Genomic DNA, 13,604 nt, shown 5'->3' with positions numbered 1-13,604 from the left:
GTATATGCAAGGTAGGATAGGGATTTTTATACTCTTTTTGATTTTTGGAAGCAGTGCCGTAGCTCAAAGCTACACGGTTGAGGGCACCATGCAGGATAGTGCTACACGCCAGCCTATGATTGGCGTAAACATTATTCTAACCTCTTTTAAGGATAGTACACTAAAATTTTACGGCGTAACAAATCTTGATGGCAAGTTTGCCATTAAAGATGTGCAACAAGGTGGCTACCGTATGCATGCTACCTCGATAGGCTACAACCCTTACAACCGAACAATTCGTGTGGGTGAGAGTTTGAAATTGGGTGTGCTTTTTATGACCGAAGCGATGTATGAAGTTTCAGGCGCTGAGGTGGTTGAACGACTACCGCCTGCCAAGGTAAAAGGAGACACTACCGAGTATAATTCACAAGCATTTAAAACCAACCCCGATGCTACTGCCGAAGATTTGGTGAAAAAAATGCCGGGGGTAACGGTTGAAAACGGCCAGGTAAAAGCCCAAGGCGAGGATGTGAAAAAAGTATTGGTGGACGGCAAGGAATTTTTTGGTGACGACCCTTCACTGGCTTTGCGTAACCTGCCTGCCGATATGATTGATAAAGTACAGGTGTTTGACCGCTCAAGCGACCAAGCAGCCTTTACAGGGATTGACGATGGCAATGCCGCAAAAACAATAAACATTATCACCCGCAAAGACCGCCGTGAAGGAGTTTTTGGCCGTGTGTACGGTGGCTATGGAGATAAAGACAGGTATAGCAGCGGTTTGAGTTTGAACTTTATGAAAAACACTCACCGCCTTTCAATTGTGGGGTTATCAAACAATACCAACCAACAAAACTTTGCTGCCGAAGACTTACTGGGTATTGCCAGTACAGGTGGCGGCGGAGGCGGTAATCGTGGCGGTGGTCGCGGTATGATGGGCGGCGGGCCAAGTGCCAACTTTATGGTAGGCCAGCAAAAAGGTATCAGCACCACCCACTCATTCGGGATTAACTACAGCGGTTCATTGTCAAAAAAAGTTACCCTTACCGGTAGTTATTTCTTTAACAACTCTGTAACCGAAAACACACAGTTGCTAAACCGTACTTATTTTATTGGCGGCGACAGTGCACAGTTGTATAACGAAAACAGCAGTTCTACCGCTGATAACTATAACCACCGTGCTAATTTCAGGTTAGAGTACAACATCGATTCATCAAACTCAATTGTATTTACTCCGCGCGCTAGCTTGCAAGTAAATAACAACGAGAATAAACTAACGGGTAAAACCCAACTGCAAAGCGAACTTTTACTAAGCGACCTGCTGAATAATACCGCCTCAAAACAAAACGGATACAATGTAAGCAGCGACCTTTTGTACCGACACAAGTTTGCCAAACAAGGCCGCACTATTTCGGCCAACATCACAGGCGGTATTAATGAGAAAAAGGGTAAAAATTCGCTGTTCTCAAACAACAACTATTACGGCCCTATTTTCAGCTCACAGTTACTAGACCAACGCGGTATAAGCAATACATCAGGCCATAATATTTCGGGCAGGTTGGTGTATACTGAGCCATTGAGTAAAAAAACGATGTTACAGTTTTCATACTCGCCTGAAATTACTTACTCTAAAACCTCAAAAGAGACTAACAACTTTGATACTGCAACCGATGCGTACAGCTACCCCGATACTTCACTTTCAAACAGGTTTAACAGCACTTATGCTATCCAACGCGGCGGAATTGATTTTAGCTACAACGTAAACGAGGGCACAGGTTTTTCTGTAGAGTTAGAATACCAACGAGCTGAGCTAAAAGCAGCTCAAACCTTCCCCGCAAATAATACCATCAGCCGTCCGTTTGACAACTTTTTGCCTTCGGCTTCATTCCGATATAAGTTTTCAGAAAAAAGCAACTTCCGCGGCAGGTTCCGCTCAAGCACCAGCGCACCATCGGTAAGCCAGTTGCAAAACCTTGTAAACAATAGCAACCCCCTACTACTAAGCACAGGTAACCCCAACCTGCAACAACAATACACACGTATGCTGTTTGGCCGCTTAATGTTTGCCAATCCGCAAAAAGCGCGCAACCTGTTTTTAATGTTTATGGGACAAAACATACAAGACTACATTGGTACATCAACTATCATTGCAGCCAACGATACTACCGTAAACGGCATTGCACTAAACAGAGGCAGCCAATTGAGTATGCCTGTTAACTTAAACGGATATTATACCGTACGTTCGTTTTTGATGTACGGCTTACCTGCGGGATTTGTAAAATCTAACATTAACAGCAGCACAGGCATTGTTTACTCACGTACTCCAAGCCTTATTAACGGCCGCCGGAATATTGCGCAATCAACTTCGCTAACACAAGGTATCACCCTTAGCAGTAATGTTAGTAAAGAGCTTGACTTTACCCTATCCTACTCTGCCAACTACAACATTGTTAAGAACTCCATCCGCCCTGAATTGAACAATAACTTCTTTTTCCATACCGCCGGCGGTAAGGTAAACTGGATTGTTTGGAAAGGTTGGTTTGTGAATACCGAAGCTACCCAAACCTTGTATAGCGGTTTAACAGGCGGCTTTAACCAAAACTTTTTGCTGTGGAACGCCGCAATGGGTAAAAAATTCCTGAAGAATAATGCGGGTGAACTGAAATTGAGCGTGTTTGACATTTTGAACCAAAACAACGCCATTGGTCGCACTGTAACTGAAACGTATGTAGAAGATACCCGCACACAGGTGCTAAACAGGTACTTTATGCTAACGTTTACCTACACCATCAAACACTTTAAGAAAGGTAGCAGTACCGATATACCCGAGCAAAAAAGCGATATGCCGTTTATGCCTCCCGGTGGTGCACCCGGTATGCGCCCACCACAGCATTAATGCTTAGCGTCTGCGCCGTTTTATTGAAAGTATTCCTAACAATACAAAGCAAAGTACCCCTAAAATAAGATAGGTAGTTGCTTTTTCTAATGGGTCAGTCTCGGTAGCTTGGGGTTGGTCGGCTGTTTTCTCTTCAATTTTTTGGGCAGGCTCGGCCTTTTTTGTTTCTTTCTTTTGGTACGTGTTATTGTTAGCGGCACCGCCCCAAACCCCTAAAAGGTTATCCTTAGCGGTTGTTTCGCACTCAAGGTACTCTTGTTTCTTCTTAAACTTAAAGCGTGTATAAACTATTGCGTATCCGTCACACACCATCCGCAGGCTGATGTCTTCACCGTTCAGTATCGTATAGCGCAATAGTCGCCCGTATTTATCCTTATCACCATTCCCCTTGTCCGATTTCAATTCTACCGTACGACCTTCTATCAAACTTTTCAAATGCTCCTTCGCATCATCCCCAAACTCGGTTTTCATTTCGGGGGCATTAATACCAATCATACGCACCTTATCTCCGTTTTCAAGTACATACGTATCACCGTCAATTACCCTTGTTACCTTTTGGGCACTTAAAGGAATCAACACCAAAAAACACAACGCGGTTATAAAATATCTCATAGTCAATAATATCATCTTAAAAATCCATCGGCCAAAAAGCATCCTCAATGTGGTAAACCTCTTGTTTGCTGCTGTTGAGTACAATGGCCACAATATCAAAACGTATATCCCCCTGTACAGAGTATTCCTCCACAAAAGCATTGGCTGCTTTTTGCAGTTGCTTTTGCTTAGCCTTGTCAACAGCCTCTTCGGGATACCCGAAGTAATCCGTCTCGCGGGTTTTCACCTCCACAAACACCCAATCGTTACCAATACGGGCAATAATATCTACCTCACTCCGCCCACTGCGCCAATTACGGTGCAAAATCTCATACCCTTTGCTGATAAGATGCTGTACTGCAATCTCCTCCCCTTGTTTGCCTAATTCTATGTGTGGTGCATCAGCCATCCCGACGAAAATAACTAATTTTGCAGCGTTTTATGGTAGCCGTTAAAAAAACCGATTTAGGTGTTATTGATTACAAAGAGGCATGGGACTTACAGGAAAAGCTGTTTGCCGAAAACGTAAACATAAAACTGGAACACCGCAGGCAGGAGTTGGAACGGGAGTCCATAGTTAACGGTCAACAGTCAACGGAATCATCTCCACCCCAAACCACTAACCACCTTTTGTTTTGCGAGCATCCCCACGTTTATACGTTGGGTAAAAGCGGCAAGCCTGAAAACCTGCTGGTGGATGAAGAAGGGCTGAAGAACATTCACGCTAAGTATTATAAAATCAACCGCGGCGGCGATATTACCTATCATGGTTTCGGGCAAATGGTGGTGTACCCTATTTGGGACTTGGAAACGTATTTTTATACCGACATACACCGCTTTTTACGCGATTTGGAAGAAGTGGTGATTATGACCCTTGCTGATTACGGCATTGAGGCAGGTAGAGTAGATGGGCTTACAGGTGTGTGGATTGACGGTGAAAACCCTGAGAAAGCCCGCAAAATATGTGCAATGGGCATACGGTGCAGTCGCTGGATAACCATGCACGGTATTGCATTGAATGTGAATACCGATATGAGCTACTTTGAGCATATTGTACCCTGCGGTATTGACGATAAGGCAGTAACCAGCATGCAACAGGAGCTAAACCGCCAAATTGACCTGACAGAAGTAAAGGAAAAGTTCGCTTATCGGTTATCGCAGGTGTTTGGTATAGACTTTATGGCATAAGCTGAGTATAATACATAACTTGCACATACTTTATAAAACAAACTACCATTTATGAAACGTTCAACCATTATTTTACTTGTAGTAGCCGGTGTATTGGTTCTTTGGGCCATTTTTGCACAACGCGGTTTTGTTTCCAAAGAGGAAAAGGTGAACAAAGCATGGGCCGATGTTCAAAGCAGCTACCAACGTCGTTTTGACCTTATACCCAACCTGCAAGCAATTGTTGAAGGAGCCGCCGATTTTGAAAAAAGTACTCTTACCGCAGTAATTGAAGCCCGCGCGAAAGCTACCTCGGTAAATATTGATGCCAACAACCTTACCCCTGAAAACATTCAAAAGTTTCAAGAGGCACAAACCCAATTCAGCAGCTCACTAAGCCGCTTATTGGTTTCTGTTGAGCAATATCCTCAGCTAACTGCTACCCAAAACTTTAAAGATTTTCAAGTTGAGTTGGCCGGAACTGAAAACCGCATCAACCGTGCCCGCGATTTGTTTAACGAGGCTGTACAAAGCTATAACACCTCTATCCGTATGTTCCCCGGTAATATACTGGCCGGACTTTTCGGGTTTGAGAAAAAAGGCAGCTTTGCTGCGGATGCAGGCGCACAAAATGCTCCCAAGATTGATTTCAAAAAAGATAAATAACAGGGATGCTTTTTAACAAACCCAAAGATATTTTCAGCCCCGAGCAGCAGGGAATGATTATTTCAGCCATTAACGAGGCTGAAATGCAAACCAGCGGCGAGGTAAAAGTACACGTAGAGCCCTTTTGCAAGACAGACCCTATGCAAAGGGCTTTACAAGTATTTGATGAGCTGGAATTGCACCACACCGCACAACGTAACGGGGTGCTTTTTTACCTTGCCTACGAAGACCATAAGTTTGCCATACTGGGCGATGAAGGTATACACCACAAAGTGGGGCAAAATTTTTGGGACACTACTAAAGAGAAAATGGCCGCTCACCTTAAAAAAGGTGAATATACCGAAGCTCTTTGCGAAGGTGTGAAAATGGCGGGAGAACAGCTAAAAGCATATTTCCCCTACGCACACGATGATAAAAACGAATTAAGCAACGATATATCTTTTGGAGGGCATAATGCGTAAAGTTTTAATTGCCCTTGTTGTAGTTATAGGGATTGCATCACAGGCATTTGCAGGAAACATTCCTGCAAAACCCAATACCCTTGTAAACGATTATGCAGGAGTTCTAAGCGCAAGCGAGCGTAATAATTTAGAGCGCGTGCTGGTGGCTTATGATGATAGTACCAGCAACCAGATAGCCATTGTTATTGAAAGTAATTTACCCGATGGCGAAGAACCCTTTACCCGTAGTGTTGATATTGCCGAAGGTTGGGGCATTGGTGATGCCCAAAACGATAACGGAGTACTGATATACATTGCCCTGAACGATAGGAAAATGTATATCCAAATTGGGCGGGGACTTGAGGGTGCCATACCCGATGCTTTGGCAGGACGTATCATCGATTACGAAATAAAACCCCGTTTTAAACAACAACAATATTATGAAGGCTTGATGGCCGGTTCGATTGCAGTTATGAAAGCTGCAGCCGGCGAATACAAAGCCAAAAGCCGCAAAAAGAAAGGCGAAATACCCGGTTGGCTGATGATAGTAATTATCATCATTATTTTAATTGTGCTTTCTATTGGCCGACGCATGGGTGGCGGAATGGGCACTTTTGGCCGCGGTGGATACATCGGCGGTTTTGGTGGTGGCGGATGGTCATCAGGTGGAGGCGGCGGTGGCGGCTTCGGGGGTTTTGGTGGCGGCAGCTTCGGCGGCGGCGGTGCCGGCGGTAGCTGGTAGTTGGGTTTTGTTATTAGTTATTGGTAAAACAATACGGCTTTATAATTGATAAACCATCCCTATCTCAACGCTCCACAACTTTAAACATACTCAACAACTGATAACTAATAACCGATAACCAACTTCATGCTGGATAACATCGACTTAGAAAAAATATTGGTGCTGGATATAGAAACAGTACCCCAACAGCCTGATTTTCATGATTTGCCCGAAAAGTTTAAAGAACTGTGGGTGAAAAAAGCCGAAACGTTTATCCGCAATAACGAAAACCCATCAGCAGCAGATGCTTATGGACGGGCCGGCATTTATGCCGAGTTTGGCAAAGTGATTTGTATTTCCTTCGGCATTTTTGTACGAAACCCCGAAAGCGAAAGCGGCTATAAGTTCCGTATCAAATCCATTATTAACCACGACGAAAAAATACTGCTGCAAGAATTTGCCGATTTGCTTCAGGATAAATTTAACCGCACAAGCAACTTGTTGTGCGGCCACAACGGTAAAGAGTTTGATTTTCCCTACCTGTGCCGCCGTATGCTGGTAAACGGTATTAAGCTGCCCGGTATATTAAATACTGCGGGTAAAAAACCGTGGGAAGTGCAGCACATTGATACTATGGAATTGTGGAAGTTTGGTGATTACAAAGCCTATACCTCGCTTGAATTACTTGCCGCCATTTTTGATATTCCTACGCCGAAAGACGACATTGACGGCAGTATGGTAAAAGATATTTACTGGAAACTAAACGACCTTGAACGCATACAAACCTATTGCCAGAAAGATGTGGTAACAGTAGCCCAACTTTTGTTGCGTTTTAAAGGTTTGCCCATCCTTAGCGACGAAAACATTATTTTTGCCGCATAACCCCATTGAGCTTGAAACTTATTACCCCCCAACACTGGAAGCAGTATGAATTGATTGACTGCGGAAATTTTGAAAAACTGGAACGTTTTGGCAACTACGTGTTGGCTCGTCCTGAACCACAGGCCGTGTGGGATAAGCAATTTGAAAAGCGCGAATGGGATGCGCTAATGCACGCCCGTTTTGCCCAAAAATCAAGTCACAGCGGTAATTGGAACAAAGCCCAAAAAATGCCTGATAACTGGCATTTGGAATACTCACACAAGCAACACAAATTGCGTTTTAAACTGGCTCTTACGGCCTTTAAACACGTAGGGGTATTTCCTGAGCAGGCTGAAAACTGGGATTTTATCATCAACAGCATCCAAAGTTTTAACACCAAACAACCCAAAGTGCTAAACCTGTTTGCGTACACAGGCGGTGCATCGCTGGCTGCAAAAGCTGCAGGTGCCGATGTGGTGCACGTAGACAGCGTGAAGCAAGTAGTGGGCTGGGCACGCGAAAACATGGAACTAAGCGGCCTTAGCGATATTCGCTGGACGGTTGAAGACGCGCTGAAATTTGTACAACGCGAGGTGAAACGCGGTAAAAAATACAACGGCATTATCTTAGACCCTCCTGCTTACGGTATTGGTGCAGGCGGTGAGCGCTGGAAACTGGAAGACTCTATAAATGAATTGCTGAAAGAGGTAGCCCAATTACTCGACCCAAAAGAGTACTTTTTAGTGCTGAATACTTACTCGCTGGGTTTTTCAGCATTAATCATCGAGAACCTGATTGATATAAACTTCCCGCAATTTAAAAACCGTGAAACAGGCGAACTGTACCTGCAAGCCAAAAGCGGAGTAAAACTGCCGCTGGGCGTTTTTGCAAGGTTGAGGAGTTAACTCACCTCGGCATTCCGATATCCTCACACCACTGTCCAAGTGCTTTTATATCGTGCCTCTTTGCAGGCGGAAATATTTGAGCGTTGTTGCATAAAAAGCAAATATTAACGCTTGCCACAATCTTATTGGCCTTGTCGTAAAACAACACACCGTGGTGCGGTTCAAAACAAGCAGCAGTAACTTCTTCAGGGTTTTTCTTGCTTACAATCCGCCCGCACAAAATATCGTTGAGTTTATTCACTTGTGTCGAGTCCAGTATCCACACCGAATCGGCTTTGATAAATTTATCAAACGGTTTATTAGCACTAAAGGCTTCCAAATATCCCTCAGGGTCGTTAATCAAAAATGCTTTGGCCACCTTATATTCAAACGTTAACCAATTGCAGGTGTCCTGTTCCTGCTTGGATGTTGTTTTCTCACCATTGGTTGATTTTGCTGCATCTTTACAAGCGCAAGCCAATAGAATCAACAATATCGGTAGTATGTTTTTATTCATTGAGTGTTTCAATAACTTCACAAACATGAGGGTTTGAGGTTGAGTATTTTACCCTTACGTTAATACTTCTGCCATAATACTTATGGGGAATGTCGTAGGATTTGCTAATACTTTCACCATCAACAAAATATACCAGCACAATATTAGACTCCATAGCCGCCGATAATGTCCCAGTGGTGGTCTTTCCAAATACGTCCAACTGCACTTGCTTGTATAATTGCGGGGCATTAAAACTAAACAAAAATATCAGTCCCACATACCCTAAAAAAAACAGGGCAATGCGGTTGCGTACCTCAAACCTAAAGGGCTCATCAAGATTTTCGGCATTCCATTTTTTAAACAATGAGTTTAAGAAATATACCGTACAAACCAGCGTAACCACATACCCGAAAAGCATTTTAAAAAAGGCCGGTTCACGCTCGCCAAGCACATCGTAAGAATACCAGTTGGTGATGATGATGAACATGGATAGCAAAATGCCTGCAACCACCAATCGGTACCGCCACTTATAGGGCATTGTTTTTTGCGCCCTCAAGTATGCGTCTCTTATTTCGCGGGTTTCGCGTTCGTATTTTTCTCGTTTCCGCTTTTTTATCGCCTCGCTTTGTTGCTTTTTCTTCTCTGCTTCACCATCCGTTTTTTGATACGCATAAAACCCTGAAAGTCTTAAATCATAGTCCCTTTTCTTTTGTTCATCGCCCAAAATATCATACGCAGCGGATATTTGCTTAAACAACTCTTCGGCCTCAACATTTCCGGGATTTTTATCGGGATGGAGCTGCACCGCCAACCGCCTGAAGGTGGCCTTTACCTCGCCCAAAGAAGCATAGCGCGGCAGTCCCATTATTTCATATAAATTTCCCGTTTTAAGCATTTCGTAGCCCGAGGTTTGGTTTTATATTAGCACTCCAAATTTATTGTTTGTACAATGATTTATAAAACACAACGCAAGATTACTGCCTCCATTATATTTCTTTTCATTGTTTTAACTTATTCCTGCAAAATGTTTTCACACAATACCGACCCAAAGGGCATTCATACCCGTGAAATACTTAATGATTCCCGCAAGTATGACTGGTTTGCACTTGAGTATAAATGGTATAACACCAACCACTTTGCCACCGACCGTTTAAACCAATACCTCACCCCCGAGCACGAATTTATTGTGTTTGGCGGCACTTGGTGCGGCGATACAAAAAACTTGTTGCCTAAGTTTTATAAAATACTGGATACGCTGGCTGCACCGCCAAAAGTAACATTGGTATTGGTGGATATGAACAAACAAAGCGGCACTGACCTTGAGGAGCAATATAAAATTGAATACGTGCCTACGTTTATCATTTTAAAAGACGGAAAAGAAGTTGGCAGGGTGGTTGAAAGTACCAAACAGCCTGACTTGGAGAGTGATTTGGCTGATATTGTAAACCCTGTGGGGGCACATTAATCAAGCGTCAATCTCTGCGTTCGTCGGCAGGATTTCCGGTATAAAAATACTTGTAGATGCGGATTGGCTTTCGCGACGCGTCGTCGTCTTCCTTTTCATCCTCTTCCAGCCAGTAAGGGTCGCTGTCATCGGGTTCATCCAGCACAATCGGTTCGGGTTTCTTCGGCCCTTTTTTCCGGTAGTTCCAAGCCAGTAAGGTGCCTGCCACGCCGCCCGAAAGGTGGCCTTCCCACGAGATATGCTCCAACACGGGGAAAATCCCCCAAATTAAACTGCCGTACAAAAACACCACTAACAAGGATATGGTGAGCAAACTAACGTTGCGCCTGAATACCCCGCTAAAGAATAAAAACGCCGCCAGCCCGTATATATAGCCGCTTGCGCCGATGTGGAACGAAGGACGACCGATAATCCACAACCAAAACCCTGAAATTAAGAGGTTAAGAATGGCTAGCTCCCAAGCTATCTCTTTATAAAAATAAAACAATAGCGTACCCAGCACCAGTATAGGGATGGAGTTATCAAACAAGTGATAATAATCGCCGTGTATAAAGGGTGAGAATAAAATACCCTTTAGCCCGCCCAGCGTGCGCGGAAAAACACCCCACTCGCTAAAGTCGGTACCCATCGAGTTTTCGATAATCTTCACCGCCCACATCACCGTCACAAAAAATAGTGACAGTTGAAAACTCGACCGTATTCTGCTAAGTTCTTCTTTCAGCATTTTTACAGTAATATATCCGAAAGTTTACTAAAACCGTGCTAAAAGAAACGCGCAAGCAATAAATTTGCGTAAAAACCCAATCATGTTCGGAAAATTGAATGAGGCCAAACAGAAGGCCGAAGAAGTGAAACAACGCCTTGAAACCATTAGCGTGCAAGGCGAAGCAGAAAACGGTGCGGTGCGCGTGATTGCTAACGGAAACCGCCGCATACAAGAAATTATTATTGACGATAGGTTGTTGGCAGACAAAGAGCAGTTGCAAGACATTTTGACGGTGGCGGTGAACCGTGCCATTGAAAATGCAGACAATGTGGCCAATGCAGAAATGCAAGCCATTGCCGGACAACTATTACCGGGCTTAGGCAATCTTTTCGGAAAATAGTTATTGGTTGATTGTTATTGGTTATCGGTGTAATACCCTACAAAAACAGTCATGCCGAACTTGTTTCGGTATCGCATAAGTAATTATCGTAAATTGGTAATGATACCCTGAAACAAGTTCAGGGTGACGGTTTACAAAGTTACTTGGCCATAAAAAACTTAAAACAGTACACTTAAAACAAGAAACTAAACATGGAATACAACTTAGGAATTGGCTCACGTATTAAGCACCCCAACCACGGCGAAGGAGTGGTGATAAACGTTAAATCATCGTCGTTGCAGGTAACTTTTATGAGCAGCGGTTACAGGGAAATACCCAACACGGATGAGATTGAAGTGATTGACGAAATGGTACCCGATACCGATATGGTGAGTATGTACGAGGTGGAACGCTCACTGATACGCATTTTGCAAAAGTGGAGCGATGTAACCGAAAGCACATCATTGCTCGGTGAAAAATGGACGGGCGGTAAAATGATTTTACAACCCGGGCGCAAGGATTTGGCCACCAAAGAAGTGCCTATTGAGCAGTTCTTCCACAAAATTGTGATGCTGCGCGACCGCCTGCGCACGATGGAACAAAAGGTAAATGCCAGCAACCTGAGCGACGAAGCCAAGGTGGATATACAACAATACATTACCCGTTGCTACGGCAGTCTAACTACTTTTAACGTATTTTTTAAACACCCCACCGACCAATTTGTGGGTGATAAGGGGAAGGAGTAAACCCACTCCCGACGGGCATAAAGCCCGCCTTTGTTGCAAGTGTGCGTCCCGAATGGTTTAAAACCATTCGGGACGTTACTTTTAAAAGACCTGAATTTTATATTCGGGTCAATACCGCTCTGCCTTGTTAATATTATAAGAGGGTTTGAAAACCCTGCTATTACAATTCCCCATTAGGAACGGACTTAAGTCCGTTCCTAATGAGTAATCACAAAAACGATTGGTTTTAACCTGTCGTACTAAATTGCATCAAAAAAATTTACTTTTGAATCTGCTTCCCGATTTTCGGGTGATACCCATAAAACTATGATGACTCCCTCAGCAGAACTAAAACATGTAATCACTAATTCACTCAATGCTTTTAACGGTATTACTGAAGAAGCGTGGAGTCACAAACCCGCACCCGATAAATGGAGCAAGCGCGAAATACTGGGGCATTTGGCTGATAGCGCCCAAAACAATCTGCGCAGGTTTATTGTAACCCAACACCTGCAAAACCAAAACATTGTGTATTACCAAAACGAGTGGGTACTGCACCAAAACTATCAAAACACGCCCACCCAAGAGGTGGTTGAATTATGGAAAGTGCTTAACCAGCACATTTGCCGCGTATTGGATAATATGCCTGCCGAAAAACTTTCTTATACTTGCGATACCGGCAAGCAAGGGCAAGAACCGCACACCCTTGAGTTTTTAATTGCCGATTATATCGACCATTTAAAACACCACTTGGGTCAAATACAATAATAGCCGTCGTATGCCATTCATGCGTCTTCAAAATATCACCCCGCTGCCCCAACTGCAAGGGTATATTGATAAGCTGTGGGTATTTGAAAGCGAAGGCATACCACCCAACGCCGACCTGAACTTGATTGTACCCAACGGCCTGATAAAGCTGGTGATACCCTTTAGAAATAAACTAACGGGGATAATGGAAGGCTGCAACCATACCTCGGCTGAAAACAGCATCACACTTATCGGTATGACGGATATTCCCTCTGTGGTAGTATCGCCTGATGATAGCTATGCGGGCACCATAGGGGTTGAGTTTAGTGTCTTTGGTGCATACCGCTTTTTTCATCTCCCCCAAAACGAAATAAAAAACCATATCCACTCACTAACTACCGTTGTAGGACAGGCAGCAAAAACCCTTGAAGAACACATAAGCAACGCCCCTACACTGGCTGAGAAAATTTACCTACTGCAACAGTTTTTACTACGGCAGTTTACCCGTCAACCGCACGATGCCATTTATGATTATTGTGTGAAAAAAATCCTGTTTTCAAAAGGTCGCATTACGGTAAAAGAGCTTGAAAAAGAAACCGGCTACAGCAGCCGTTGGCTCAACATGAAGTTTACCGAAAAAGCAGGTATCAGTCCTAAAAACCTTGCGTCCATTATTCGGTTCCAACAGTTCTATCAGGCATTAGCCCGCAACGACGAGAAAAGCTTTTTCACCTCCTCATTTTACGATTTCTACTACGACCAATCCCATTTTATCAAAGATTTTAAACGATTCACGGGGATGCCACCCACCAAGTTAGCCCTTGCCGATAACGAGTTCGGTAAGATTTTTTACAAAGAATAGCACTTCCGATTTTTACAAT

17 protein-coding genes are annotated in these 13,604 nt (G+C 43.8%); 12 read left to right on the top strand and 5 right to left on the bottom strand.

What is annotated here, in order from left to right; genetic code table 11:
- Positions 1 to 4 precede the first annotated feature (4 nt).
- Entirely contained in the window at positions 5 to 2,875 is a 2,871-nt protein-coding gene (locus F9K23_03085) for an outer membrane beta-barrel protein (GenBank protein KAB2918143.1), read from the top strand.
- Between the two features lie 3 nt (positions 2,876 to 2,878).
- Here F9K23_03085 and F9K23_03080 read toward each other — a convergent pair whose 3' ends face one another.
- Positions 2,879 to 3,628, bottom strand: a complete 750-nt coding sequence (locus F9K23_03080) for a thermonuclease family protein (GenBank protein KAB2918142.1) — start codon at positions 3,626 to 3,628, stop codon at positions 2,879 to 2,881.
- On the bottom strand, positions 3,504 to 3,875 hold the full coding sequence (locus tag F9K23_03075; protein KAB2918141.1) for a YraN family protein: 372 nt from the start codon (positions 3,873 to 3,875) through the stop codon (positions 3,504 to 3,506). Before F9K23_03075 ends, F9K23_03080 begins: the two co-directional genes overlap by 125 nt.
- A gap of 32 nt (positions 3,876 to 3,907) precedes the next feature.
- Here F9K23_03075 and lipB point away from each other — a divergent pair, with 32 nt between their 5' ends.
- From lipB to F9K23_03045, 6 genes are all read left to right on the top strand, one after another.
- Positions 3,908 to 4,654: a lipoyl(octanoyl) transferase LipB gene (gene lipB, locus F9K23_03070; GenBank protein ID KAB2918140.1), complete on the top strand. Its 747-nt coding sequence runs from the start codon at positions 3,908 to 3,910 to the stop codon at positions 4,652 to 4,654.
- Between the two features lie 51 nt (positions 4,655 to 4,705).
- Entirely contained in the window at positions 4,706 to 5,299 is a 594-nt protein-coding gene (locus tag F9K23_03065; protein KAB2918139.1) for a LemA family protein, read from the top strand.
- Between the two features lie 5 nt (positions 5,300 to 5,304).
- Complete coding sequence (locus F9K23_03060; GenBank protein KAB2918138.1) at positions 5,305 to 5,760, top strand: TPM domain-containing protein; 456 nt, start codon at positions 5,305 to 5,307, stop codon at positions 5,758 to 5,760.
- Positions 5,753 to 6,481: a TPM domain-containing protein gene (locus F9K23_03055; protein KAB2918137.1), complete on the top strand. Its 729-nt coding sequence runs from the start codon at positions 5,753 to 5,755 to the stop codon at positions 6,479 to 6,481. The genes F9K23_03060 and F9K23_03055 overlap by 8 nt, the downstream gene beginning before the upstream one ends.
- A 126-nt stretch (positions 6,482 to 6,607) precedes the next feature.
- Positions 6,608 to 7,342 (top strand): 3'-5' exonuclease, encoded by a 735-nt coding sequence (locus tag F9K23_03050; GenBank protein KAB2918136.1) that lies wholly within the window; start codon positions 6,608 to 6,610, stop codon positions 7,340 to 7,342.
- Positions 7,339 to 8,226, top strand: a complete 888-nt coding sequence (locus tag F9K23_03045) for an oxidoreductase (protein ID KAB2918135.1) — start codon at positions 7,339 to 7,341, stop codon at positions 8,224 to 8,226. The genes F9K23_03050 and F9K23_03045 overlap by 4 nt, the downstream gene beginning before the upstream one ends.
- Position 8,227: 1 nt before the next feature.
- Here the strand turns inward: F9K23_03045 and F9K23_03040 are convergent, their stop codons facing one another.
- Positions 8,228 to 8,722, bottom strand: a complete 495-nt coding sequence (locus tag F9K23_03040; protein KAB2918134.1) for a hypothetical protein — start codon at positions 8,720 to 8,722, stop codon at positions 8,228 to 8,230.
- Positions 8,715 to 9,596: a J domain-containing protein gene (locus F9K23_03035; protein KAB2918133.1), complete on the bottom strand. Its 882-nt coding sequence runs from the start codon at positions 9,594 to 9,596 to the stop codon at positions 8,715 to 8,717. The genes F9K23_03040 and F9K23_03035 overlap by 8 nt, the downstream gene beginning before the upstream one ends.
- 54 nt (positions 9,597 to 9,650) lie before the next feature.
- Here F9K23_03035 and F9K23_03030 point away from each other — a divergent pair, with 54 nt between their 5' ends.
- Positions 9,651 to 10,166 carry a thioredoxin family protein gene (locus F9K23_03030; GenBank protein ID KAB2918132.1) on the top strand — a complete coding sequence of 172 codons (516 nt, stop codon included), beginning with the start codon at positions 9,651 to 9,653 and terminating at the stop codon, positions 10,164 to 10,166.
- A 7-nt stretch (positions 10,167 to 10,173) separates the two neighbouring features.
- On the opposite strand, the gene F9K23_03025 is transcribed toward F9K23_03030, so the two are convergent.
- Positions 10,174 to 10,890, bottom strand: a complete 717-nt coding sequence (locus tag F9K23_03025) for a rhomboid family intramembrane serine protease (protein ID KAB2918131.1) — start codon at positions 10,888 to 10,890, stop codon at positions 10,174 to 10,176.
- 82 nt (positions 10,891 to 10,972) lie between these two features.
- On the opposite strand from F9K23_03025, the gene F9K23_03020 reads away from it, so the two are divergent.
- The 4 genes from F9K23_03020 (at position 10,973) to F9K23_03005 (ending at position 13,585) form a co-directional block, all read left to right on the top strand.
- Positions 10,973 to 11,272, top strand: a complete 300-nt coding sequence (locus F9K23_03020; GenBank protein ID KAB2918130.1) for a hypothetical protein — start codon at positions 10,973 to 10,975, stop codon at positions 11,270 to 11,272.
- 191 nt (positions 11,273 to 11,463) lie between these two features.
- Positions 11,464 to 11,997, top strand: a complete 534-nt coding sequence (locus F9K23_03015) for a hypothetical protein (protein ID KAB2918129.1) — start codon at positions 11,464 to 11,466, stop codon at positions 11,995 to 11,997.
- Positions 11,998 to 12,306: 309 nt separating this feature from the next.
- Positions 12,307 to 12,744, top strand: a complete 438-nt coding sequence (locus tag F9K23_03010; GenBank protein ID KAB2918304.1) for a DinB family protein — start codon at positions 12,307 to 12,309, stop codon at positions 12,742 to 12,744.
- A 10-nt stretch (positions 12,745 to 12,754) separates the two neighbouring features.
- Positions 12,755 to 13,585: an AraC family transcriptional regulator gene (locus tag F9K23_03005; protein ID KAB2918128.1), complete on the top strand. Its 831-nt coding sequence runs from the start codon at positions 12,755 to 12,757 to the stop codon at positions 13,583 to 13,585.
- The last annotated feature ends 19 nt before the right edge of the window (positions 13,586 to 13,604 follow it).

This window comes from Bacteroidota bacterium (genome assembly GCA_008933805.1).
In the GTDB taxonomy this organism is placed as follows: Bacteria; Bacteroidota; Bacteroidia; order UBA8524; family UBA8524; genus SB11.
This window is presented reverse-complemented; position numbering and strand designations above follow the sequence as displayed.